This is a genomic window from Komagataeibacter sucrofermentans DSM 15973 (genome assembly GCF_040581405.1).
Taxonomy (GTDB): domain Bacteria; phylum Pseudomonadota; class Alphaproteobacteria; order Acetobacterales; family Acetobacteraceae; genus Komagataeibacter; species Komagataeibacter sucrofermentans.
Genome location: NZ_CP137157.1, coordinates 736,204 through 760,828 on the forward strand (window position 1 = coordinate 736,204; position 24,625 = coordinate 760,828).

Annotated in this window: 19 protein-coding genes; 9 read left to right on the forward strand and 10 right to left on the reverse strand. The window is 63.9% G+C overall.

Annotation, left to right across the window (positions count from 1 at the left end):
• Positions 1 to 68: 68 nt before the first annotated feature.
• Genes R5N89_RS03485 through R5N89_RS03500 form a run of 4 tightly spaced genes read right to left on the reverse strand, consistent with a single transcriptional unit; the run spans position 69 to position 7,007 of the window.
• The gene (locus R5N89_RS03485) at positions 69 to 2,204 is read right to left on the reverse strand and encodes a VWA domain-containing protein (RefSeq protein ID WP_110567249.1); all 2,136 of its coding nucleotides are present in this window, start codon (positions 2,202 to 2,204) and stop codon (positions 69 to 71) included.
• A 5-nt stretch (positions 2,205 to 2,209) separates the two neighbouring features.
• Positions 2,210 to 4,957: a DUF4159 domain-containing protein gene (locus tag R5N89_RS03490; RefSeq protein ID WP_110567250.1), complete on the reverse strand. Its 2,748-nt coding sequence runs from the start codon at positions 4,955 to 4,957 to the stop codon at positions 2,210 to 2,212.
• Positions 4,954 to 5,952 (reverse strand): DUF58 domain-containing protein, encoded by a 999-nt coding sequence (locus tag R5N89_RS03495; protein WP_208624617.1) that lies wholly within the window; start codon positions 5,950 to 5,952, stop codon positions 4,954 to 4,956. Before R5N89_RS03495 ends, R5N89_RS03490 begins: the two co-directional genes overlap by 4 nt.
• A 2-nt stretch (positions 5,953 to 5,954) precedes the next feature.
• On the reverse strand, positions 5,955 to 7,007 hold the full coding sequence (locus tag R5N89_RS03500) for a MoxR family ATPase (RefSeq protein WP_110567254.1): 1,053 nt from the start codon (positions 7,005 to 7,007) through the stop codon (positions 5,955 to 5,957).
• A gap of 94 nt (positions 7,008 to 7,101) precedes the next feature.
• On the opposite strand from R5N89_RS03500, the gene R5N89_RS03505 reads away from it, so the two are divergent.
• The 6 genes from R5N89_RS03505 (at position 7,102) to R5N89_RS03530 (ending at position 14,062) form a co-directional block, all read left to right on the forward strand.
• Positions 7,102 to 7,671: a DUF1285 domain-containing protein gene (locus R5N89_RS03505; protein WP_110567256.1), complete on the forward strand. Its 570-nt coding sequence runs from the start codon at positions 7,102 to 7,104 to the stop codon at positions 7,669 to 7,671.
• A gap of 29 nt (positions 7,672 to 7,700) precedes the next feature.
• Positions 7,701 to 8,888, forward strand: a complete 1,188-nt coding sequence (locus R5N89_RS03510; RefSeq protein ID WP_110567395.1) for a CCA tRNA nucleotidyltransferase — start codon at positions 7,701 to 7,703, stop codon at positions 8,886 to 8,888.
• A gap of 59 nt (positions 8,889 to 8,947) precedes the next feature.
• Positions 8,948 to 10,732 carry an ABC transporter ATP-binding protein gene (locus R5N89_RS03515; protein ID WP_110567258.1) on the forward strand — a complete coding sequence of 595 codons (1,785 nt, stop codon included), beginning with the start codon at positions 8,948 to 8,950 and terminating at the stop codon, positions 10,730 to 10,732.
• Between the two features lie 140 nt (positions 10,733 to 10,872).
• Positions 10,873 to 11,961 (forward strand): HlyD family secretion protein, encoded by a 1,089-nt coding sequence (locus tag R5N89_RS03520; RefSeq protein ID WP_110567260.1) that lies wholly within the window; start codon positions 10,873 to 10,875, stop codon positions 11,959 to 11,961.
• Positions 11,958 to 13,532 (forward strand): DHA2 family efflux MFS transporter permease subunit, encoded by a 1,575-nt coding sequence (locus R5N89_RS03525; protein WP_110567262.1) that lies wholly within the window; start codon positions 11,958 to 11,960, stop codon positions 13,530 to 13,532. The genes R5N89_RS03520 and R5N89_RS03525 overlap by 4 nt, the downstream gene beginning before the upstream one ends.
• A 110-nt stretch (positions 13,533 to 13,642) precedes the next feature.
• A complete protein-coding gene (locus R5N89_RS03530) occupies positions 13,643 to 14,062 on the forward strand; it encodes an NUDIX domain-containing protein (RefSeq protein WP_110567264.1) in 420 nt (139 codons plus the stop codon).
• On the opposite strand, the gene R5N89_RS03535 is transcribed toward R5N89_RS03530, so the two are convergent.
• The 4 genes from R5N89_RS03535 to gpmI all read right to left on the reverse strand — a co-directional run bounded on the left by R5N89_RS03535 (position 14,044) and on the right by gpmI (position 19,245).
• Positions 14,044 to 14,547 (reverse strand): RNA pyrophosphohydrolase, encoded by a 504-nt coding sequence (locus R5N89_RS03535; protein WP_110567266.1) that lies wholly within the window; start codon positions 14,545 to 14,547, stop codon positions 14,044 to 14,046. The genes R5N89_RS03530 and R5N89_RS03535 overlap by 19 nt on opposite strands.
• Before the next feature lie 22 nt (positions 14,548 to 14,569).
• Positions 14,570 to 16,177, reverse strand: a complete 1,608-nt coding sequence (locus R5N89_RS03540) for a S41 family peptidase (RefSeq protein ID WP_110567268.1) — start codon at positions 16,175 to 16,177, stop codon at positions 14,570 to 14,572.
• A 147-nt stretch (positions 16,178 to 16,324) separates the two neighbouring features.
• The gene (locus tag R5N89_RS03545; protein ID WP_373320438.1) at positions 16,325 to 17,650 is read right to left on the reverse strand and encodes a murein hydrolase activator EnvC; all 1,326 of its coding nucleotides are present in this window, start codon (positions 17,648 to 17,650) and stop codon (positions 16,325 to 16,327) included.
• A gap of 38 nt (positions 17,651 to 17,688) precedes the next feature.
• Positions 17,689 to 19,245 (reverse strand): 2,3-bisphosphoglycerate-independent phosphoglycerate mutase, encoded by a 1,557-nt coding sequence (gpmI, locus tag R5N89_RS03550; protein WP_110567273.1) that lies wholly within the window; start codon positions 19,243 to 19,245, stop codon positions 17,689 to 17,691.
• A gap of 92 nt (positions 19,246 to 19,337) precedes the next feature.
• Between gpmI and msrB the strand changes: the two genes are divergently transcribed.
• The 3 genes from msrB to R5N89_RS03565 all read left to right on the forward strand — a co-directional run bounded on the left by msrB (position 19,338) and on the right by R5N89_RS03565 (position 22,657).
• Positions 19,338 to 19,739 carry a peptide-methionine (R)-S-oxide reductase MsrB gene (gene msrB, locus R5N89_RS03555; RefSeq protein WP_110567275.1) on the forward strand — a complete coding sequence of 134 codons (402 nt, stop codon included), beginning with the start codon at positions 19,338 to 19,340 and terminating at the stop codon, positions 19,737 to 19,739.
• A gap of 113 nt (positions 19,740 to 19,852) precedes the next feature.
• Positions 19,853 to 20,506, forward strand: a complete 654-nt coding sequence (gene upp / locus R5N89_RS03560) for a uracil phosphoribosyltransferase (protein ID WP_110567277.1) — start codon at positions 19,853 to 19,855, stop codon at positions 20,504 to 20,506.
• Positions 20,507 to 21,058: 552 nt separating this feature from the next.
• Positions 21,059 to 22,657, forward strand: coding sequence for a phosphoethanolamine transferase (locus tag R5N89_RS03565; RefSeq protein ID WP_110567279.1), 1,599 nt, complete (start codon positions 21,059 to 21,061; stop codon positions 22,655 to 22,657).
• Between the two features lie 188 nt (positions 22,658 to 22,845).
• Here R5N89_RS03565 and R5N89_RS03570 read toward each other — a convergent pair whose 3' ends face one another.
• Positions 22,846 to 24,042: a threonine ammonia-lyase gene (locus R5N89_RS03570; RefSeq protein ID WP_110567281.1), complete on the reverse strand. Its 1,197-nt coding sequence runs from the start codon at positions 24,040 to 24,042 to the stop codon at positions 22,846 to 22,848.
• Between the two features lie 11 nt (positions 24,043 to 24,053).
• The gene (gene greA / locus R5N89_RS03575) at positions 24,054 to 24,527 is read right to left on the reverse strand and encodes a transcription elongation factor GreA (protein WP_354680695.1); all 474 of its coding nucleotides are present in this window, start codon (positions 24,525 to 24,527) and stop codon (positions 24,054 to 24,056) included.
• Between the last annotated feature and the right edge of the window lie 98 nt (positions 24,528 to 24,625).

Below are 24,625 nucleotides of genomic sequence, written 5' to 3' on the forward strand. Positions count from 1 at the left end.
AGTCCGCTCAACAGCCTGCCATCATGAAGGTGGTTGTGACGATGCTTTTTTCCAGGGCATTGCCATACTCAGGGGCGGCTCTCCCGCCACCATGCCATGAACACCATCAGCAGCACGAACAGCCCCATGACCCAGGCCGGGAGCACGGCATTGGCCTGTTGCCCCGATATGCTGTGCGCATTGCGGGCCGGGAAGGCAAAGCGGCTGGCTGATGAAGCGTGGCCGCCCTCTGTCATCACCATCTCCGGCATGGAAGGGGTCTGCGCGTCCGCGCCAAGCCAGTGCACGCCGCCGCCGGTTGCTGCTGCCATGGGGCCAAGCACGGAGGCCGTGGCCCGCAGGTCGGCAAATTCCAGCGGGTCTTCCACGCGCGGGGCGGCGAAGGCTTCATGCCCGGCATCATCGCGCACGGTCCATATGCCTTCCTGCGTTGCGGGCAGGCGGGCGCGGGCGAGGCCGGTATTGCCCGCAGGCTCGAGTGTGACCTGCTGGCTCTTGCCATCAGGCGCCGTGACATGCACCACCGGCGCGGGCCCGGTCGTGACCGAGCGGCGGGTGATGGTCATCTGCCCTGCCGTAATGCTGGCCTCAAGCTGGTTTTCCTCGAGTTCCGGCTCTTTCATCAGCCAGTGCGAGATGCGGCGCAGCAGTTCGGACTGCGGGCCGCCGCCACCCTCCCCATGCGACCACAGCCATGCCTGGTCAGACATCAGGAAGGCCACGCGCCCCTTGTCCGCATGGTCGAGCACCAGCAGGGGCTGGTGTTCGGGGCCGGTCATCAGCACCTCGCCCCGGGCGGAATCGCTGCGCAGGCTGCGATACCACGGCCCCCAGCCCGGCCTGGCCCCTGCATGCTCGGGCGCGCCCGGCAGGCCGGAGGTGACCGGGTGGCGCATGCCGGTTTCGGTCAGGTCTGGCCTGAAGCGCTGGATGGCCATGCCATCGCCCGTGGTTACGTGCGCGGGCAGGATATCGGAAAGTGGCGTATCCTGCAGCGAACCGGCGGTGAGGAATTCCGGCCCGCCAATCAGCAGCAGCCCACCGCCTTCACGGATGTGGTTGACGATGTTGCGCAGATAGGCCTCGGGCAGGATGCCACGGTTTTCAAACCCGTCGAGAATGATGAGATCGAATTGCCCCACCTTCTGCTGGAACAGTTCATTGACCGGGAAGGCGATCAGCGCCAGGTCCGAAAGCGGCGTGCCATCATCGCGGTCGGGCGGCCGCAAAATGGTGAAGTGCACGAGATCAACCGAAGGGTCGGCCTTGAGCAGCCGCCGCCACACGCGCTCGCCCTGGTTGGGCGTGCCGGATACCAGCAGCACGCGCAGCCGGTCGCGCACGCCGTTGATGCGGATGACATCATGGTTGTTGCGCGTCGAGACCTCGCCGGGCAGTTCGGGCGCTGACAGGCCGATCAGCATCTCGCCCGGATGGGTGACAGGCAGGGTAATGTCCTGCGGCTCGCCAATTTTTACCGGGCGGGTAAAGGTCGCGCCATCGCCCTGCGTGAGCGTAAGCTGCGTGGCCGCCCCCGGCTGAGGGGGCGCGCCCTGGTCATCAATCTGCACGCGGATGGTCACGTCCTTGCCCACGATGGCAAAGGGCGGGGCCTGAAGCACGCGCAGGTGGCGGTCGGTTTCCTCGCCCTTGCCGGTCAGCAGTACGTGCAGCGGCAGAAGGGTGCGGTGGCCATGGCCATCATCGGGGTTGAGCGTGTCGGGCACGGCGGCGGGCACGTCATGGTCCTCGCCATCGGTAATCAGCACGGCCCCCGCCAGGCGGGAGGGGGGAATGTCAGCCGCCGCCTGCTGCAATGCTGCAAACAGCCGCGTGCCGCCATGCTGCGCCTCGCGCACGGTCACGATGCGCGGCACGAGGCCGGGCACGCGGTTCATGGCGGCCTGCACGCGCGCTGCCGTGTTGCGCGCCATCTCGCCCCGGTTGCGCTCGTTCATCGAGGCCGACTGGTCCACCACCACAAGTGCTGTTTCAGGCAGGGGGTGCCATGTCTCGGTAATGCGCTGGGGGTTGTACAGCCACAGGGCCACCCCCAGCCCGGCCAGCAGCCGCCACATGCTGCCGCGCACGCGGCGGGCAAGGCCCCACAGGGCAAGGGCTGCGCAGGCGGCCACCAGCAGGTTGATGCACCACGGCGGCACAAGCGGGCTGAGCGCCATCATGTGGCGCGACAGATCAGGCATGCCGCTTACTCCCCAAGCCGTTTGAGCAGCGCAGGCACATGCACCTGGTCCGCCTTGTAGTTGCCGATCAGGGCATAGATCACGGCATTCACGCCAAAACGGTAGGCCGTGACGCGCTGTTCCGCCCCGTCGGGCACGGGGGCGTAGGGCGTGTTGCCTGCTTCATCCACCGCCCAGGCATGTGCCCAGTCATTGCTGCCGATAATGACCGGGCTCACCCCGTCATTCGTGCTGTCACCCTCCTGCGCCACCCAGACGGGCATGCCATCGTACCGGCCGGGAAAATCATGCAGAAGGTAGAAGGTGTGCGAGAGCACATGATGGCTGTCGAGCTGGGCGAGCGGCGGAATGTCCAGCCCCGCCGTCATGCGCTTCAGTGCTGCCGCCGTGCCGGGTGCCGAGCCGGTATAGCTGCTGGCGTTTTCGGGTGCCGTGGCCGGGTCCTGGCCCTGCGTGTCGATCAGCAGGATGCCGCCGTGGCGCATATAGGTGTTCAGCGCTGTCGTGCGGGCCGGGCTGGTGAGGGCATCAGGCGTAACCGGCCAGTAGATGAGCGGGTAATAGGACAGGTCATCACGTTCCGGCGTCACGCCATCGGGGTGGCCCAGCACGGCGGAGGTGCGGGCGTTGACGTAGTCCGACAGGCCCTGAAGCCCTTCTTTCGACACGTCATCAATCTCGGGGTGGCCGGTCACGATATAGGCCAGCCGGGTTTCGAGCGCGGCACGCGGCACGTCGGGCGGTATGTCGGCGCCCTGTGCCGCGGCGCTGGCCATGCCCATGCCGCAGCACAGAACAAGAGCCGCAAGCCCGCGCCCGCGCCATGGCTGCCCGCGCTGCAGGATGCTGACCAGCCCGTCGGCCAGCAGCAGCACGGCGGCGAGCACGAGCAGCACCGGCCCGATGGACAGGTCAGCCACCTGCCCGCGCAGGTCGGATACGGTGCCGATGGGGGCCTGGGCTGCAAGGGCTGCCGGGTCATCGCCCATATTGAGCGCGCGGCGGCTGCTGCGCGGGCCATACAGCCCCGGCGGGTGTTCGGGGCCGGGGGCGGTGTGGCCAAACGCATCGGCCCGCAGCGCCTGCGCGCCCGCGGGGGGTGCGACCAGCGTGCCATCGCCATCAAGCGCCATATAGGGGGCGAGCAGCGTGGCGCCAGCGGGTGTTTCGATGCCCGAGGCCTGATCGATCAGGTGCTGGAGCATGCCCACGAACAGCCCCGACAGCGGCAGGTTCGACCATTCCGCCGTGCTGGTCACATGGAACAGCACGACCTGCCCCGCGCCCAGTGCTGCGTGGGTGACCAGCGGCGTGCCATCATCGAGCCGCGCCCAGCTATGGCTGTCGAGATCGGTGGAAGGCTGGGCCAGCACCTGCCGCGATACCGTGACATCGGCCGGGATGTCCAGATCATGGAATGGCGATGTGGCGGGGAAGGGAGCGAGATGTTCAGGCCTGCTCCATGACATCGCGCCGCCAAGCACGCGGGCGCCATCCATCAGCGGCACGGGCACAAGCGGGTCGGCCTGCGGCTGTGGCGTGTCGCTCCCGCCATTCGTGGCATCCGCCCCCTGAATGAGCAGCGGGCCGGCAAAACGGATCAGCGTGCCGCCCGCGCGCACCCATGCCGCGACTTTCTTGCGGCTGTCAGGGCTGCCCAATGTGCCGTCGGGCGCGATGATGACCGAAAGCGGGCGCGCGAGCAGCGTATCGAGGTCGCCCTCACGCAGTTCGGCTGTGGGTTGCAGCGCGCGCCGCAGGTAGAACAGGCTGCCCATCAGCGGCGTGTCGGAACTGCCGGTTGCGATCAGCCCCACCGGGCGCTGGCGCTCGCGCTCGTCCAGCAGGCGGATGCCAGCAGGCCCCCCCATGCCATCAAGGGCGAGGTGATCGACCTTGTTGCGCAGTTCGGCGGGCAGGTCGGGGGCAAGATCGGCGTGGTCGGCGCCTGCGGGCAGGTTGACCGGCAGCAGGCCGAGCGTGCCGCCGGTCGCGGTTTCAAGGCGGAGCTGGCCGGTGCGCGGATGGTCGCGCGGCACGGTGCGCAGCCGTGTGGCCAGATTGCCCTGACCGCTGGCAGGCGGCGCCAGCAGCATGATATCGGATTGCGGCACCTGCATGTCATGCACGGGGCCAATGCTAGCCAGGGCGGCTGCAAAATCTGCGTCGCCCCCCGTCGCCAGTCCGTCGGCAATGTAAACCACCGGCCCGCGCCAGTTCTGGTCTGCAAGGGCCTTGAGCGCATGGGTGGCCGCGATACGGTCGGCGGCCCATGCGCGGGGCAGCATCGGGTCGATCTGACTGCGTAGCAGGTCGGCCTGCACGGCGGGCTGGACCGTGATGGGATCAAGCGCATCATTGCGGGCAGTGAGCAGCAGGCGGGCGGTGTGGCCCGTGCGGGCAAGGTGATCGAGCAGGCCATCAAGCGCGTGGATGCGCTGCGACCACGTGCCCGCCGCGGCCCAGCCATTATCAAGCACGATCAGGCAGTCGGCATCGGGCAGGCCGCCCTGGCCACGCGGAAAGACCGGCTGCGCCAGCCCCAGCACCAGCCCCAGCACGGCCAGACAGCGCAGCAGCACGCGCCACAGCGGGGCGGAGGTCGCATCAGGCGGCGGGGCCGTGAGGGCGCCCAGCAGCCGCATGGGCGGGAAGGACTGCGTGCGTGGCGCGGGTGGGCGGGCATGCAGCAGCCACCACACAAGAGGCAGGGCCAGCAGGCCAAGCAGCATCCAGGGTGCCAGCAGGATCATGGCCGTCCTCCCGCCGCAAGCACGGTGTGTAGCGCCATCAGCGCCGTAAGCGACGGCTGGTCGGTCATGTGTACTACGGGCGGGCTGCCTGCGGCCGTGCACAGCGCGCGCAACTGCGCCTGATGGCGCTGCCAGATCACGGCATAATCCTGTTGCAGCGTGGGGCTGCCATAAAGCAGGCGGGCCGTGTCATCCTCCACGCCGGTAAAGCGGGTGGGGCCGGAATAGGGCAGGGTGGTCTCCGCCGGGTCAAGGGTCTCCACCAGCGTGGCGGTGGCCTGACGCGTGGCAAGCTGGCGCAGGAAGGCCTCCAGTTGCGCGGGCGGGTACAGCCCGTCACCAAACAGCAGCACGCGACTGCGGGCGGGGATGGCGGCGGTCAGTGGCAGGTCTGGCGTATCGGGCGCGTGGCGCAGGGCCGCCAGCAGGGCATGGGCCATCTGTTCCAGCGCGCGATGGCCATGCAGGCGCAGCGGCGGGGTTGTGGGGTTGGTGGCCAGCAGGCGGATCTGCTCGCCCTGCCGTAGCAGCATGGCCGCACTGGCCAGCGCCAGCACGAAGGCCCGCTCGGCCTTGGGCGGCAGGCCCTGCTCTGAATGCCAGCGCATGGAGGCGCTATTATCGCACCAGATGCATATGGTGTGGGGAGTCTGGGCTTCGCGCTCGCGCACGAAGGCCCGGTCGCCCCGTGCCGACTGCCGCCAGTCAATGGCGCTGGCCGCCTCGCCCTGTGTGGCGGGGCGGTATTGCCAGAATTCGTCGCCCTGGCCCGCCCTGCGGCGTGCATGGCTGCCCTGGCCCACGGCATGGGCAATGCGCTCGGCGGCCACCAGCAGGGCGGGCAGCCTGCCTGCCAGGTCATCGGCCAGCGCGGTGGCGGTGATGGCATTGCGCGGCAGGAATCCAGTCCCCGCCGCCTGTGCGGGGCGTGACGCGCCGGGCGCGCGGGCGGCGTTCGGGATCAGCCGCGACAGGAAGGAGGGAAAGGCAGCCAATGTCAGCCGATCCGTCCGGCCAGCGTATCGATCAGCGTGGACAGGCGCAGGTTTTCCGCCCGCGCGGTAAAGGACAGCGCCATGCGGTGGGCCAGGATGGGGTGGGCCAGCGCCACAACGTCCTCGATGGTGGGGGAAAGCCTGCCATCAAGCAGGGCGCGTGCGCGGGTGGCCAGCATCAGCGCCTGTGCGGCGCGCGGGCCGGGACCCCAAGCCACTGCCTCGCGGATGGTGGGGTCATCGCTGGTTTCTGGCCGGGCCGCGCGCACAAGGCGCACGATTGCATCGACCACCTGCTCGCCCACCGGCAGGGCGCGCACGAGCGCCTGCGCCTCGATCACGTCGGCCGCCGTGAGCACGGGGCTGGCGGTGGCGGTGGTGGTGCCGGTGGTGGCCAGCAGCATGGCGCGCTCGGCCTCGGCCGTGGGGAAGTCGAGCGTCACCTGCATCAGGAAGCGGTCAAGCTGCGCTTCGGGCAGGGGATAGGTGCCTTCCTGCTCGATGGGGTTCTGGGTTGCCAGCACATGGAAGGGGCGGGGCAGCGGGTGGTTGGTGCCCGCAATGGCCACCTCGCGCTCCTGCATGGCCTGCAGGAGTGCCGACTGCGTGCGCGGGCTTGCGCGGTTGATCTCGTCCGCCATGAGCAGCTGGCAGAAGACCGGCCCCGCCACGAAGCGGAAGCTGCGGCGGCCGGCCTCGTCCTCATCAAGGATTTCGCTGCCCAGAATATCGGCGGGCATGAGGTCGGGCGTGAACTGCACGCGGCGTGCGTCCATGCCCATTACGTGACCCAGCGTTGTGACCAGCAGCGTCTTGCCCAGGCCCGGCGCGCCCACTAAAAGCGCGTGTCCGCCCGCCACGATGGTGGTCAGCACCAGGTCGATCACCCGGTCCTGCCCCAGTATGACGCGCCCGATTTCGGCCCGCGCGGCCCGCAGGCGCGCACCCATGCTCTCGGCCCGCGCCGCGATCTGCTCGCCGGTCAGGGAGGGGGGGGGTGTCATGCCCGCCTGCGGCGCCGCATGGAGGGGTGAGGTATCATCCATGGTCATCATTCCAACAGTCTGACAGGTCCGGGGGTTTCATCAAGCCGGTGTTGATCCCTATATCAAGTCCAGCAGCTTCCATAGTGTCGGGTTAACGCAATTGATGGACGATTTCGAGACAGGACAGAACCCGCCAGCCCGTGCGCCGGGGCAGGCGGGAACATGCGGCGCGCTGCCGTTTGTCATCAGCCGTGACGGAACGTGGCTGTACCGTGGCTCCCCCATCCGCCGCAAGCCGATGGTCTGCCTCTTCGCCTCGACCCTGCGGCGCGACGCGCAGGGCGGCTTCAGGCTCCAGACGCCGGTGGAGCAGGGCACGATCGAGGTGGAGGACGCCCCGTTCGTGGCCAACCACCTTGAATGGCACGGCTGCGGGCGGGGGCAGGTGCTCTCGTTCCGCACCAATGTCGATCAGGTGATCTGCGCAGGCCCGGACCACCCGATTCGATGTGACTGGAACGTGCCGTGCGAAGGCTGCGGCACCGGCCCGGTGCCCTACCTGCATGTGCGCGATGGCGATGGCGCGCTGCCGATCGAAGCCCGCATTGCCCGGCCGGTTTATTACGAACTCGCCGCCCTTGCGGTGGAGGGGTACCATCAGGGCGTGCCCTGCCTTGGCGTGTGGAGCCAGAATGTGTTCTTCCCGCTTTCCGCCATGGAGGCCGCTTCGTGAGCAGCCCGCTTGCCACGCTGGCCCACGCCATGCCCGGGGCGCTGGAACAGCTTGGCCGGATCTGGACCATCATCCCCGATGCAAGGCTGGTGGGCGGCGCCGTGCGTGACCTGCTGCGCGGGCAGGCGGTGGCCGATATCGACCTGGCCTGCGCCGAGCCGCCCGACAGGGTGATGGCGAAGCTGAAGGCTGCGGGCATGAAGGTGGTGCCCACCGGGCTTGCGCATGGCACGGTCACCGCCATCATCGACCGCCGCCCCTTCGAGATCACGACCCTGCGGCGCGATGAGGAAACCGATGGCCGCCACGCCACCGTGGCCTGGACGCAGGACTGGCGCGAGGATGCGGCAAGGCGTGATTTCACCATCAACGCCATGTCGTGCGACAGCGCGGGCGTGGTGCATGATTATTTTGGCGGTCAGGCCGACCTTGCGGCAGGCCGTGTGCGTTTTGTGGGCGATGCCCGCCTGCGCATTACCGAGGACGCGCTGCGGATCCTGCGCTTCTTCCGCTTTCAGGCCCGGTATGGCCGCGGCCAGCCTGACCCGCAGGCGATTGCCGCCATGACCGATCTCGCTGGCCTGATCGACCGCCTCTCGGTCGAGCGGATCTGGTCGGAGCTGCGGCGCATCCTGACCGGGCCGGAGGTGGTGCGCACGCTACGGCAGATGCACGATTGCGGCGTGCTGGCCCATGTCCTGCCCGAGGGCTGCGATATTCCCCGCCTTGAGCGCCTGCTGGCCTGCGGCGCGCCGGATGAGCCGGTGTTGCGACTGGCGGCGCTGGTTGCGGGCGACGCGCGTGCGGTGGCGCGGCGGCTGAAGCTGTCGCGCGCGGAAACGGGCGCGCTGGCCCATGCGCGCGGCGAGCCGGTGCCGTGCCCTGACCTTGATGGCGCGGCCATCCTGCGCCTGCTGGCTGACCATGCCCCGCGCGACCTGCTGTGGCGCGCATGGCTGCGGCAGGCGGACGTGCCGGGCCACCCCGATGCCGGGTGGGATGCCCTGCGCCACCAGCTTGCGCATACGCAGCCGCCGGTTTTTCCGCTCAGCGGGAGCGACGTGGTGAGCGCAGGCTGCCCACCCGGCGCCGTGGTGGGGCAGGTGCTGGGGAAGGTGCGGCAGTGGTGGCTGGAAAAGGGCTGTGCGCCGGACCATGCAGCCTGCATCGCGCGCCTGCGCGTCGTGCTGGGTGAAGGTGCCACGCGCGCGACATAATTTGTAACCGTATGTCGCAGCGCTTTGTTTTGCGCTGGCTTGCGGCTATAGGCCGATTGATGAACGCTATAAAACTGACTGCGCCGGATCGTGCGGCGGCGCCTGATGCAGCCGCGCCGTCACGTCGCCTCATGCGGCGACTGTGGCGCGATGAACTGGCCTGCCACAAGCTGCGTATCATGACCGTCATGGTGCTGACGGCGTTCATGGCCATATTCAGCGCGCTCTACCCGCTGGTGATCCAGCGCGCGCTCGACATGTTTGCCGATCATGACCCCCGCATCCTGTATCAGGTGCCCATTCTGGTGGTGGTGATTACGGTGGCCAAGGCCATCTCGCAATACGGGCAGGCAATTGCGGTGCAGTCACTGGTGCTGCTGGTGATCCGGGGCCTGCAGGGGCGCATGTTCCATCATCTGGTCAATGCCGATATCTCGCGCATCGAAACCGAGGCCCCCGCCCAGATCGCCGCGCGCTTCACCACCGATGCCGTCTCGATTCGCGAGGCCATGATCCGCGCCACGAATTCGCTGGGCGATGCGGTGACCGTGGTGGGGCTGATCGCCTCCATGCTGTACATGGACTGGGAACTCAGCCTGATCGCCGCCGTGCTCTACCCCATCGCGGCCCTGCCCGTGCGCAGGCTGGGCAAGCGGCTGCGGCGGGAATCCGGCGGCGTACATGAACAGATTGGCGAGACCAGCGCCATGCTGGCCGAAAGTTTTGGCCAGTCGCGCACCATCCGCGTCTATCGCCTTGAAGCCGAGGAGGAAAGCCGCGCCGCCCGCGTGCTCGACACCCTGCATGACCGCCTGCTGCGTATTGCCCGGGGGCGTGCGCGCGTGGACCCGATGCTTGAGGTGCTTGGCGGTATTGCCGTGGCCGCCGTGCTGGGCTTTGCGGGCTGGCGGGCCACGCAGGGGGGCGCCACGCTGGGCGATTTTTCGGGCTTTGTGGCAGCCCTGCTGCTCGCTGCCCGCCCGCTGCGCTCGCTCGGCACGCTCAACATTGCCCTGCAGGAAGGGCTGGGCGGGCTGCAGCGCGTATTTGATGTGATTGATGAGCCCGTAGCGGTGGCGCAGGCGCCCGATGCCATCAGCCTGCCCGCGGGCGGCGGCGACCTGCGCTTCGAACAGGTGGCCTTTCGCTATCCCGATGGGCGCATGGGGCTGGACGGGCTGGATTTCGTGGCCGCTCCCGGCCTGACCGTGGCCCTTGTCGGCCCATCGGGGGCAGGCAAGTCCACGGCACTTTCACTCATTCCGCGCCTGCATGATGTAACCGGCGGGCGCATCACGCTTGATGGCGTGGACCTGCGCCGCCTGATCCTGGCCGATCTGCGCGATGCCATCGCCTATGTCAGCCAGGACACGCTCCTGTTCGACCTGCCGGTGATCGACAACATCCGCATGGGCAACCCGCGGGCTACTGACGCGCAGGTGCATGAAGCCGCCCGGGCCGCTGCGGCCGATACGTTCATTCAGGCCCTGCCGCAGGGCTACGCCACCGTGGTTGGCCCCGGCGGGCAGCGCCTTTCGGGCGGGCAGCGGCAGCGCGTGGCGCTGGCCCGCGCCCTGCTGCGCAACCCGCGCGTGCTGCTGCTTGACGAGGCGACAAGCGCGCTTGATAGCGAGAGCGAGGCCATCGTGCAGCAGGCCCTGACCCATCTGCGCCACGGGCGCACGACCATTGTGGTGGCGCACAGGCTTTCCACCGTGCGCTCGGCGGATCTGGTGGTGGTGATTGCCCAGGGCCAGAAGGTCGAATGTGGCACGCATGATGCGCTGATGGAACATGATGGCCTGTATGCCCGCATGGTGCGCAATCAGGCCTTCACGCTCTGACAGCACGGGTGAATGTGCACGTGAACCGGGGTTGGCGGTTGAAGTGTGGCAAGCTTCGTGCAATGGATTGACCGACCCGTTCGGTCAATGCGTGAGATGACAGGATCAGGGGCTGCAATCAAGGATGATGAGGGAAGCAGATGGCCGCGGACGAAGGCAAGGCACCTGAAGACGGACAGGACAAGCAGAAAAAGGAAGTATCGCCGCGCCGCAAGCTGATCCTGATCGGTCTTGTTGTTGTGGTGGTGATACTGGGCGGGCTTTACTGGTTCCTGCACCGCAACGAGGTGGAAACCGATGACGCCTTCACCGCGGGCCGCGCCGTGGCGGTGGCCCCCCATGTGTCCGGCTACGTGACCGAACTGCTGGTGAACGACAACCAGTTCGTCCATCAGGGCGACATCATTGCCCGTATCGATGATCGCAACTGGCGCGCCCAGCGTGACCAGGCGGCGGCTGCCGTCGATATTGCGCGCGCGCAGGTGCAGAACTATGCCCTGCTTGCCGAAGTGGCCAAAAAGAACTTCCCCGGTCACCTCATGGTGGCGCAGGGCCAGTTGCAGCAGGCGCAGGCGCAGGAATTCAGGGCCGAGACCGATTATCGCCGCCAGCATGGCGTAACCCGCGAGGCGACATCGCAGCAGAACATTGATTACGCCACGGCGGCGCTGAACGCGGCCAAGGCGCAGGTGCTTGAAGCGCAGGGCAACCTTGAAACCGCGCTGCCCGTCATCCCCAACATTGCCAGCACCGAGGCCCGCGTGAGCGAGCAGCAGGCCACCCTGACACAGGCCGAGGCGAAGCTGCGCGAGGCGGAACTGAACGTGGAATGGACCACCATCCGCGCGCCCCATGATGGCTGGATCTCGCAGCGCAACATAGAGCGCGGCACGTATGTGACCGCAGGCCAGACGGTCGTGTCCGTGGTCGAGCCGGAAATATGGGTCGTGGCCAACTACAAGGAAACGCAGCTTACCCACATGCGTCCGGGCCAGAAGGTTGATATCGCGATTGATGCCTACCCGTTCCTGAAACTGAAGGGCCATGTTGACTCGCTGCAGCTTGGCACCGGGGCGACCTTCAGCGCCTTCCCGCCCGAGAACGCCACCGGCAACTACGTGAAGATCGTGCAGCGCGTGCCGGTCAAGATCCTGATCGACGAGGGGCTGCGTGCTGACCTGCCGCTCTCCCTCGGGCTGTCGGTTGAGCCTACGGTCCATACGGAATGAGCGCGCAGGCAGCGCCTGCGGCCCCGGCGGATGGCGCGGGCTGGAAACCGAAGCACAACCCATGGCTGATCGCCGTGGTCGTGACGGTGGCCGCCTTCATGGAAATTCTCGATACCACCATCGTCAACGTGGCGCTGCCGCATATCGCAGGCAGCCTGTCCTCCACCTATGATGATGCGACATGGACGCTCACCTCCTATCTGGTGGCCAACGGCATCGTGCTCACCATATCGGGCTGGCTGGGCAAGCTGTTCGGGCGCAAGCGCTATTTCCTGATCTGCATTGCCATGTTCTCGCTCTCGTCGTTCCTGTGCGGCATTGCGACGAGCCTGCCCGAGCTAATCCTGTTCCGCCTGATGCAGGGCTTCTTTGGCGGCGGGCTGCAGCCCAACCAGCAATCCATCATCCTGGACACCTTTCCGCCCGACAAGCGGGCCGCGGCCTTTGGCCTGACGGCGATCGCCACCGTGGTGGCCCCCGTGCTCGGCCCGTCGCTGGGCGGGTGGATTACGGATAACTATTCGTGGCGTTGGGTGTTCTTCATCAACGTGCCGGTGGGCATCCTTGCCACCATCGCGGTCTCGATCATGGTTGATGATCCGCCATGGGCGCGCAAGCAGCACGCGCCGCTCGACTTCGTGGGCATCGGGCTGATCACCATCGGCTTCGGTTGCCTTGAAGTGGCGGTTGACCGTGGCGAGGACGAGGACTGGTTCGGCTCGCGCATTATCGTCACCATGGCCATCCTTGCTGTTCTCGGCATAGGGGGCGCCATCATCTGGCTGCTGCGGGCCAAGAACCCGGCGGTGGACCTGCGGGTGTTCAAGGACCGCAACTTTGCCGTGGGCACCGGGCTGATGGGGGCGGTGGGCGCGCTGCTCTATTCCTCGGCCATTATCGTGCCGCAGTTCTCGCAGCAGATCATGGGCTATACCGCAACACTGTCGGGGCTGATCCTCTCGCCCGGCGGCATTGTGGTGATCGTGCTGATCCCGTTGGTGGGCATTGCGATGAAATACGTGCAGTTGCGCTATATCATCGCGCTGGGCTTCTTCCTGATGGGTGTATCCATGATCTGGTCGGCGCAACTGGTGCCTGACCTTGATTTTAGGCACCTGGTGCTGTTCCGCATGAGCCAGACGGGCACGATGGCCTTCCTGTTCGTGCCGATCTCGACCATTACCTACGCCACCTTACCACGCAGCCTGAACGCTGATGGCTCGGCGCTGTTCAGCATGGCGCGTAACGTGCTGGGCTCGCTCAGCATTTCGGGCGCGACGGCCATGGTGACGGAACTGCGTCAGGCGCACCAGAACCAGATGGTGCACTGGATGACACCCTACCATCAGCCCTTTAACGAATACCTCGCCCAGAGCCGGGGTGTTGCGGTCATGCGTGGCTATGCGCAGGGCGCGCTCAATAACGTGGCGATGGGGCGGCTGTATAAGGAGTTTCAGCGCCAGGTGGCCATCCTTGCCTATAACGAGGTCTTCATGATCCTCGGCATCGGGTGCATGCTGGTCGTGCCGTTCTGCTTTCTCATGTCGCCGCTCAAGGGCGGGGACAAGTAGCGTATAAAAGTTTTTGGTGAAGCTTTTTGCAAAAAGCTTCAAAGAACGCCGCCTTTTTGAAAGAAGGCGGCACCCAGAAACTTGTATTCGTTTCAGGCAGGAGAAAGGCCATGACAAAAGTAATCCGGGTCGTCTGCGCCGCGATTATTGAACAAGAGCGGTTGCTGGTCGTGCGCAAGCGCGGCACCACGGCCTTCATGCTGCCCGGCGGCAAGCCCGAGGCTGGTGAAAGCCCGCAGCAGGCATTGCGGCGTGAAATTGACGAGGAACTGGGTTGCGCCCTGACAGTGGGGGCGGAACTGGCGGGCGATTTCTCAGCGGCTGCCGCCAATGAGCCGGGTTATACCGTGCAGGCCCGGATATGGACCGGGCGGCTTGAAGGCACGCCCACGGTCGCGGCTGAAATTGCCGAACTGCGCTGGATTACGGCTGCCGATGCCGCAGGGCTATGCCTCGCCCCGCTGCTCAGTGGCAAAACGTGGAAGGCGCTGGCCCGCGCGGGCCTCATGCCTCAGCTCGTGGTGGCGTAAGGCGCGAAATAGGCGGCAAGCCGGGCATAAATATCTTTTTTTATGCCCACATTGAGGTGGGGCAACTGATCGAGCGCCACCCATTTCCATAAATCGAATTCGGCGGGCTGGTGGGTATCCAGCCGTATGTCCCCGTCCTGCCCGGTAAAGCGCAGGGCGAACCACTGCTGCGTCTGCCCCCGGTAGCGACCGCCGAGCGCCTTGCCAATCAGGTGGGCAGGCAGGTCGTAGCTCAGCCATTCGGGGTAGGCGGCCAGGATCTCGGCCCTGTCGGTGCCGATTTCCTCATGCAGTTCGCGCAGAACGGCAACCTGCGGGGTTTCGCCTGCATCAATGCCGCCCTGCGGGCACTGCCACACGCCTTCATCCGGTGGGCCGCCCGCGCCCGGCATGTCGGTGCGGCGGGCGACAAGCACCTGCCCGCGCAGGTTGAACACGAGCGCACCCACATTGGGGCGGTAGGGCAGGGTGGTCTGGCTGGTCATGAAGGCAGGCCTTCCGGCACGGTCAGGGGTGAGCGGGTGCTGCGGGAACCGCAGGCGTGGCCGGGGCCGCCGCAGGGGCCTGCTTTTCTGCCGGTGCGGGCGGCGGGGCAGGGGTTGCGGGCGGTGGTGCATCCGGCGTGGCCGCAGGGGCTGTGGGTGATGTGGCGGCAGGCGGCGCGGCCTTGGGGGCTGGTGTTGCCGCGGCGGTGGCAGGCGCCTTGCCGGGCTGGGTTGCGGGCGGCTCGGGCGGCACCGGCAGCCCGGCCATGGAGCGCACGACCCGCAGCCCTTCCTGTAGCTGGAAGTCGGTCGTGGGCTTGGTCGGATCAAATTCCGGCCAGTTTGCGGGCGGCTGGGTCGGGATGGTCTTGGCTATGGCGGGCAGATCGGTGCGCGTGGGCGGCTGGGCCGTATTGCCGCCCCGGTTCTTGATGATGTGCGCAAGATCGGCTTCGTGAATGCTGTAGCCGCTATCATCATGCGCCTCGCGCACGGGGATGTCGGGGATGATGCCCAGCCCCTGAATGGAACGGCCCGATGGCGTGTAGTAACGCGCTGTGGTCAGGCGGATGGCGCCTTCACCGGGAATGGGCAGGATGGTCTGCACCGAGCCCTTGCCAAAGGTCTTCTCGCCGAGCAGCACGGCGCGCTGGTGGTCCTGCAGCGCACCGGCCACGATTTCACTGGCCGAGGCCGAGCCGCCATTGATCAGCACCACGATGGGCAGGCCGCCGGTAATGTCGGAATTATGCGCATCCCAGCGCTGGCTGTCCTGCGCATGGCGGGCGTGGGTGGAAACGATCTCGCCACTGCGGACGAAGTCGGAACCCACGTCGATCGCCTGTGTCAGCAGGCCGCCGGGGTCGGAGCGCAGGTCGATGATCAGGCCCGCCATCTTGTTATGGGTCTGGGCCTGCAGCTTTTTATAGGCTGCCATCAGGCCGGACTGCGTTTCCTCGTTGAACTGCGCGATTCGGATGTAACCGATATTGTCATACAGCGCGGACTTGATGACCTGCAGCGGAATGATGGCGCGCGTAAGCGTGACGATGACGGGCTTGGGCGTCTTTTCACGGATCAGGGTCAGGGTGATGCGCGTATCGGGCTTGCCGCGCATGCGGGTCACGACCTGATCGAGCGGCTGGCCATCAATGTTCTTGCCATCGATCGCCACGATGAAGTCACCGGGCTTGATGCCCGCGCGGGCGGCGGGCGTGTCATCAATGGGGGAGACCACGCGCACGTGCCCGTCCTCGCCCTGAACTTCCAGCCCGAGGCCACCAAAGGAGCCCTTGGTCTGGACCTGCAGGTCCGAGAACTGCTTCTCGGTCATGTAGGAGGAGTGCGGGTCCAGCCCGCTCAGCATGCCGTTGAGCGCGTTGGTGATGAGGTCGCGCGTCGAGACCGGCTCGACGTAATTGGCCTTCACCTTCTCCAGCACGTAACCGAACAGGAACATGAGCTGTTCGATTTCCTGAGGGGAATTGTCATCCTTGGGAACAGCATCTGCCGCATGGGCCATGGGGGCGAAGCCGCCCCACCTGCTGGCTGAATAGTGGGCAATCTGCGGGGCCGCCACGATCCCTGCAAGAAAGGCGCAACCGATCAGCAGGCCATTACGGAATTTCATGCGTCGTTGTCTCCTGGATGCCCGCCGCCATGCTCCGGCAGGCCTGCACGTAATCTTCGCGTTGCGTTGTAACGTGGTCTTGCCCATCCGTCACGGGTCGGTAGCATATACCGAACCCGTGCTGGGATAAAACCGCCTTGCGCGCCATTACAGGTATGGCGCCGGGTTGACCGTGCTCCCCCCGTGGCGCAACTGCACGAACAGGGTCGGCCTTGAGCCGCCGCCGCTCCATTGCGGCATCTGGCCGACCGCCGCCCCGCGGCTGACCTGCTGGCCCGCCGCCACCGCGATTTCGCCCAGTCCCGCCAGTACGAAGCGGTAGTGCTTGCCACAGTCAAGGATCATCATCTGGCCATAGGTACGGAACGGCCCGGCAAAATCAATGCGTCCCGTGCATGGTGCGCGCACGCTTGCGCGTGAAGGCGGCGCGTAGGTGATGCCGGTGGCAGGTCCGCTTTCGGTCGGGTGGCCCCAGCCGGTCAGCACCGTGCCCGCCACGGGCGCGCCCGCGCTGGCGTTGGTGGTGCTGATGCCGGGGCCCGCGCCATCGGCCATTTCATGCGCCTGGCGGCGGGCGGCGGTGGCGGCCTGCATGTTATGCGCGCGCTCGGCGGCGCGGGCGGCCTGTTCGAGGTTTTTTTCGGCCTGTTCCTCGGTTTCCTCGATGCGGGTGATGGCGTCCTGCACGCTTGAGGCGCGACGGGCGGCGTCTTCTACCGCCTGGGTTGCGCTCTGGGCCGCGGCATTCGAGCGCTGCTGGGCCTCAAGGGCGGCGTGGGCCGCGCGGTTGACCGCATCGCGCTGGGTTTCACGCTGGGTTACGACCTGGCGCATCTGCTGCTGCTGGCGGCCGAGTTCATCATCAAGCGCGAGCAGGCGGGCGCGGCGGTCATGTATGGCGCGGGCCTGCCGGGCGATGTCGGCCATCATGCCATGCACCACAAGCAGGCCGGTCACGGCGCGGTCAGCGGGCAGGGGCACGGCCAGCAATGTGTCGGCGGGGTAAAGCGACAGGCGCTCGGCCAGCGGCAGCAGGGGGGCGAGGCGGGCAATCTGGGCGGCAAGCTGCTGGCGCAGGGCCGCCTGCTCGGCATGGAGGTCGCCAATCCGGTCATCGAGATCGGCAGCCTGCTGCTCGGTGTGTTGGAGCCGGGCGGTGGCGTCCACCGTGGCGGCGGACAGGCTGGCGGCTTTTTCAGCATCCGCGCGGGCCTGTTCGCGGGCCTGCTGCTCTTCCCTGCGGCGGGCCTCGAGGTCATGGGCTTGCTGCTGCTCGCGCGCCAGCAGGTTTTCATGCGCGGTGCGGGCAGCCTCGAGCTGCTGGCGGATGCGCTGCTCGCTGGCCGTGGGGGCATGGGCCGTGGTGTGCGTGGCATGGCCCGCATGGGCATGGGGCGTGCTGACCCCCGCATGGGCAGGCACTGCCCCGGCCGGTGCATGTGCTGCGCATGAAAGCAGGAACCCGCTGGCCAGGCGGACCGGCCAGCGGGCTTGGGAATGCAGGCGTGATGTCAGGATGGCGCAGGCCCATCCAGCAGCGACTTCCCGGTCATGGCGGCGGGCTGGGGCAGGTGCATGAGTTGCAGCAGCGTGGGCGCCAGATCGGCCAGGCGGCCATCATGCAGTTCCATGCCCTGCGGGCCACCTGCAAGCACCACGGGCACCACGTTGAGCGTGTGGGCGGTATGGGGGCCGTTGGTTTCGGAGTCGAACATGGTTTCCGCATTACCGTGATCGGCGGTGACCAGCAATGCGCCACCTGCGTGTTCGATGGCTTTGGCAATGCGGCCCAGCCCCGTATCCACCGCCTCGACCGCTTTGATGGCGGCGGCGAGCACGCCGGTATGGCCCACCATGTCGGCATTGGCGAAGTTGAGCACGATCAGGTCGTATTTGCCGCTGCCGATCGCCTCCACCGCGCGGTCAGTCAGTTCGGAGGCCGACATTTCGGGCTGGAGGTCATAGGTCGCGACCTTGGGGGAGGGGACCATGATCCGGTCCTCGCCCGCAAGCTGTGCCTCGCGCCCGCCATTGAGGAAGTAGGTGACGTGCGGGTATTTTTCCGTCTCGGCCATGCGCAGCTGTTTCAGTCCCGCGGCACTCACCACATCGCCAAGCAGGTCATGCAGGGATTGCGGCGGAAAGAGCACGGTAATCAGTTCGGCCAGCCGGTCGCTGTAGCGGGTCATGCCGGTGACGGCAGCGAAATTGACCACTTTCGCGCGCGTAAAGCCCTCGAAACCCGGCTCGAGCAGCGCATCGAGCAACTGGCGGATGCGGTCGGCGCGGAAGTTGAAGCTCAGCACCCCATCGCCATCACGCATGCCGCCATATTCGCCAATGACGGTGGGGATGATGAACTCATCGGTCGTGCCCGCCTCATAAGCCTTGTCGAGCACATCGAGCGCATCGCCCGCATGCGGGCCTTCACCGGCCACGATGGCGTTGTAAGTCTTCTCCACCCGCTCCCATCGCCGGTCGCGGTCCATAGCGTAATAGCGGCCTGACACGGTGCCGATGCGGGTGCCCTCGGGCAGGGCCGAGAGCAGTTTGCACACATAGCCGTGCCCCGATTGCGGGGCGGTGTCGCGGCCATCAGTAAAGATGTGCATGGTCACCGGCACGCCCGCCGCGCGCACAATGCGGGCAAGGGCCACCGCATGGTCCTGATGCGCATGCACGCCACCGGGCGAGACGAGGCCCATGAGGTGGCAGGTGCCGCCGGTTTTCTTGAGCGCTGCGATGAAGTCCTGCATCACGGCGCTGTTCGCCACCGTGCCATCGGCGAGGCCCGTGCTGATGCGCGGCAGTTCCTGCATGACCACGCGGCCTGCGCCGATATTGAGGTGGCCAACCTCGGAATTGCCCATCTGGCCATCCGGCAGGCCCACGTCCTCGCCGCAGGTCTTGAGGAAGGCGTGGGGACCGGTCGCCCATAATTTATCAAAAGCGGGGGTACGGGCGGCCCTGATCGCGTTATCAGCGTCATCCTCGCGCCAGCCGAATCCATCAAGCACTGCCAGCATGACGGGGCGGAGCGGCCGGTTCACTGTTTCATGGTCGTTCATGGGGTTATTTTCTCCCTGTTTTATTTTGTGTGGCATGATGCCCTAAAAGCGTTCAGCGTCAAATGCCTCTATGGCCAAGGAAGGAAGCAGCCATGTCTGATCCCGCAAACAAGGGAGGCGCATCATGCGGCTGCCTGAGCCCCGAGCAGTTGCGCATACTGCGCGAACACGGCACCGAGCGCCCCGGTTCCAGCCCGCTGAACAATGAAAAGCGTGCTGGGGAATATCGTTGCGCGGGCTGTGGCACGCCGCTGTTCTATTCTGGCACGAAATATGAAAGCGGCAGCGGCTGGCCCTCATTTTTCGAGGCCATACCCGGCGCGGTGGGCACCGCCACCGATACCACCCACGGCATGACCCGCACGGAGGTGCACTGTGCGCACTGCCAGGGGCATCTGGGCCATGTGTTTCCCGATGGGCCGCCGCCCACGGGCCTGCGCTATTGCATGAACGGGCTGGCCCTGACATTCGTGCCGCGTGACGGTGCTGCGTAAAGCAGGCCAAAAAAGTTTCTGGAGAAGCTTTTTTCCAAAAGCTTCGAACGACGCTGCCTTTGTGAAAAAAGGCGGTGCCCATTGAACTTTTATGAATTCTAGAAGGAAGCAAGATGACCGAGCCTGCCACCTCGCATGATGCGGGTGTTGTTGTTGTCGATCACCCGCTGGTGCAGCACAAGCTGACGCTGATGCGCGAACGCCAGACCTCGACCGGGGAATTCCGCCGACTTGCACGTGAACTCAGCCTGCTGCTCGGCTATGAGGCGATGCGCGACCTGCCGCTTGAGCCGGTGGAAATAAACACTCCCATGGAGCGCATGGAGGCCCGGCGGCTGGCGGGCAAGAAGTTGTGCCTTGTTTCCATCCTGCGCGCGGGCAATGGCATTCTCGACGGGCTGCTCGACCTTGTGCCCTCGGCGCGTATTGGCCATGTCGGGCTGTATCGCGACCCCGAAACGCTGGAGCCGGTCGAATATTACCTCAAACTGCCCGATGATGTTGGCAACCGCATCTGCCTTGTGGTCGACCCCATGCTGGCCACGGGCCACAGCGCCGTGGCCGCCATTGATCGGCTGAAGCAGGCTGGCTGCGGCAAGATGGTGTTCGTGTGCCTGCTCGCCTCGCCCGAAGGGGTGGCATGCCTGCGCAAGGTGCACCCCGATGTGCGGATCGTAACCTGCGCCATTGATCGCGGACTGGATGAGCATGGCTATATCCGCCCTGGCCTGGGCGATGCGGGCGACCGCCTGTTCGGTACGAAATAAGTGCTCGAACAGCGCCATGTTCAGGCACTGATCTGCGCTCCTTGTTTTTGAGGGCGTCTGCGCGGTGTTGATGCGTTCGCGATAACGATGCAATAAGGCCTCCGCAAACAGGCAGTTGTCTGCAGCGGTGCCGCCAACATGCCCGTCCTGACCGGAAAAAGGTTTTTGTATCGGTTCTTAGCGGGCATCCCGCAAATCATATCGCTGCATCAGTCCGTTCTCCCCAAAGCTGGTGAAACACGCTGCACACGCATCAAAAAAGCGTAACCTTCAAATACGCCACCGCTAACCGGGGACACGCCGCAGCGTGCGCTGGCGGAGTAGGCAGGGTTCCGTTATTGCCCTGCACCTTGTCTCATCCACACCCGAGATGAGCATATCGCGCTGGTCAATAGCGGGAATAGTAAGGTCTACATATATAAATTTGGATTACATAATTTTACAAATTAAAAATAATTTCTCCTGCTTGTGGGATCTAATTTCCTTATGATAAATAAAAGTACGTTTATAAAAAAATTATATTCATGAAAACAAAGGGGGGTGTGTATAATAATGAATCTTGTTATTTTAACTAAACATATAAAAAACTTAATAAGTGATAAAAGTAATATTTACATATTTTCTTTTTCCATCTTATTCTATTTCATTAACAAGCATGTGTCCCATCATGATGGATCGTATAAACCTATTCATTTTGAAGATAAATATATTTTATTAATTTGTTTTCTTGCGGCAATGGGGAAAGTTGTTTCGTCAATAACGGTCCCATTAATTGTTATTTTTAGCTTACTTTATTACTATACCTCTTTGAGATATGGTCTTGTTACAAAATCCATGATGCAGGCTATCGCTGGCACGAATATTCATCAGGCATTATCGATGATGACCTCGGTTAATATATTAATGCCATTTGTTATCGTGGTTTTTGTTGCATTGCTGGTTTTTATAACATGGAAATGTAACCGCTTTCGTCCGTTGCTTCTGCTCGTTTCCATGTTAAGTATGGTTCATCCCTTATATTATGCATGGGAAAACGGTACAAGCATAAATAAAGAACGGAATAGGCACAATATTGTCGAGAGAGCCTATTACCTCAAGCGGTTTATACCTGGCATCCTTGGGGAACTGATCTATTCGGTAGGCATGTGGTGTAGTCAGGAAAACCGTCCAGCCGTACCCCATACTAAAATAGATCCGGCAGTAATCGGTAAAAATGAGGGACGACGCAAAAACATTATTATGGTCATAGGGGAAAGCGCTTTTGCCAGTCGTCATACATATTATGGCTACAAAGCCGAGAATACGACCCCGAACATGCAGAAACTGATAAATGACAACAGGATATGTGTCCTGCCACACACTCATTCTGCCGCCAACATGACGCGCGAGGCCGTACCCATGCTCGTGTCATTTTTTGAGCCAGAGCATCAAGAGAAACTCTATTCAGAAAAGAATATCATCGAACTTGCCAAAGATAATGGTTACAAAACATTCTGGATTGCCTCTCAGCCAGGGCGGGGTGAATATTCGCGAACCTTTGGATATATTTCTGAATTCAGTGATTATGTAACGCGGCAAGACTATAATAACGCTGTCAGTCATGTGACGTGGCGAGATGAATCCCTGTTGCCTGTAGTAAAGGAAAAATTTGGCGAGCAGGTTGATAAAAAGTTTTTTGTCATACATCTCATGGGTAGTCATGAGAGCTACGCCGATGACCGCACGCAGGAAGATATAGACAGCCTGCCTCATGCCGATCCGTATGATCAGAGCATTCACCGGACAGACCGGATCCTGCAGCAGATCATTGATATGGCGGATAAAAAACTGGGTGAATACACACTCATCTATATATCCGACCATGGTGAAATTGTTAATCAGGGGCATGGCATACAGTTTGGTGGCTATGACCAATATATGATTCCGGCATTCATAATAGATAAAAATAATGAATATTGTAAAACAGCCAACGACATGCGTAATTATGAAAATTACTATACGTCTCTTTTCACAAAATATCTGGTTCTCGACATGCTGGGCTATAATGTAGATTCAAAATACATTGAACATATCAAAAGTAATGATGTTGTTTTGCATTCTGATGGGGAAGTATATAACTACAAGGATATACCTCAGCCACCGGCTCATTAATTATTCGATCATCGAAAATAATAGGCTATATTTTTTTTCTCACTGTAGGCGCTTGGTGCGCCTACAGTGGAAGCTATTCGTTATTTAGGTATGTAAGATTGTATATTATAGAGTGATTTTACAATCGTCATAATCCGCGATGACGGATTGAAGTGAATTGCACAGCATGTTTCCGGCCCGTGCGGCGCTCAGGCGCGCCGCACGATATAGGTCTTGGCCAGTTCAGCTTCGAGTGCCCGGGCATGCTCGGGGTCACGCGCCTCGATCATCACTTCAAGCTCGGCGGCCTGCACGCTGGGCGTGGTGAACAGGCGTTGATGCGAGACCTCGATGATGTTGCCGCCCTCATCGCCTATCTTGCGCGAGATGTCGGCCAGCACGCCGGGGCGGTCGGGAATCTCCATCTTCAGGCACAAAAGCCGTCCGTCGCGCAGCAGCGAGCGCAGCAGGGTGTTGGCCAGGATGCGGCTGTCGATGTTACCGCCCGTAATGGGCAGCGCCACGCGCTTGCCCCGGAACAGTTCAGGGTAGGTCAGCACGGCGGCAAGGGCTGTAGCCCCCGCGCCCTCGCTCACCTGCTTGGCCCCTTCAGCCAGCATGGTGATAGCGGTCTCGATCGCGCTTTCCGGCACGACCAGCACGCTGGAGACGAGTTCCCGAATGATCTCGAGCGGCTGGCGGCCGATCTGCAGCACCGCAATGCCCTCGGCGATGGTGGCACCGCCCGGCGGCATCACCTCATCACCGGGAAAGCCGGAGAGCGAGGAGAAGTTTTCCACCTGCACGCCAATGATGTCCATGCCCGGCTGGAGCGCGCGCCCGGCCACGGCACAGCCCGAAAGCAGGCCACCGCCGCCAATGGGGCAGACGAATGTGTCAAGCGGACCCGCATCCTCGAACAGTTCGAGCGCAAACGTGCCCTGTCCGGCCATGACCTCGGGGTCGTCATAGGGGTGCACGAACACGCGCCCCTCGCGCTGGCACAGCATGTTGGCATGTGCCGTGGCTTCGGCGAAGTTGTCGCCTTCAAGCACCACGGTGGCGCCCCAGGCGGCGGTGCGCGTAACCTTGGCGGCAGGCGTGAAGCGCGGCATGACAATCACCGCGTCAATGCCGAGCAGCGAGGCATGGCGGGCCACGCCCTGCGCGTGGTTGCCTGCTGATACGGTAATCACGCCGCGTTCACGCTCACGCGGGGTGAGCAGGGCGAGCTTGTTGGCCGCCCCGCGCTCCTTGAACGAGCCGACCGCCTGCAGGTTATCGAGCTTGAGCACGATATCCGCGCCGGTCGCGCGCGAGAGGGTCTGGCACGGTATGGTGGGCGTGTGCAGCACGCGCCCCTTTATCCGCTTTGCGGCGGCGGTGATATCTTCAAGCGTGATCACGGGTTTATGGCCTAGCCGTAGGTAACTTCCAGGATTTCGTAGGTCCGGTCGCCGCCGGGGGCGGGCACGGACACGCTGTCGCCCACGCTCTTGCCAATCAGCGACTTGGCCAGCGGCGAGGAGATGGACAGAAGCCCCTGCTTGATGTCGGCCTCGTACACGCCCACGATCTGGTAGGTGGCTTCCTTGTCGGTTTCCTCATCCACCAGCTTCACGCGCGCGCCGAATTTGACCTGATCGCCCGAGAGCGAGGCCGGGTCGATCACCTCCACGGAGGAGACGATTTCCTCAAGTTCCTGAATGCGGCCTTCGGTAAAGGGCTGGCGCTCACGCGCGGCATGGTATTCCGCGTTTTCCGAAAGGTCGCCATGGCTCCGCGCTTCGGCAATGGCGCGTATGATCGCGGGGCGTTCTTCACTCTTGAGCTTGCGCAGTTCGTCTTCAAGCCGTTCGAGCCCGGGGGCTGTCATCGGAAATTTCTGCAAGGTTTGTCCCCGAGGTGAAGGTCAGTTTCCGCAACTGACGGTTGGTTGCTGTGTCCGGGCATATCGCCAGTAATACAACGCGGGTAGCCTGCCAGCCC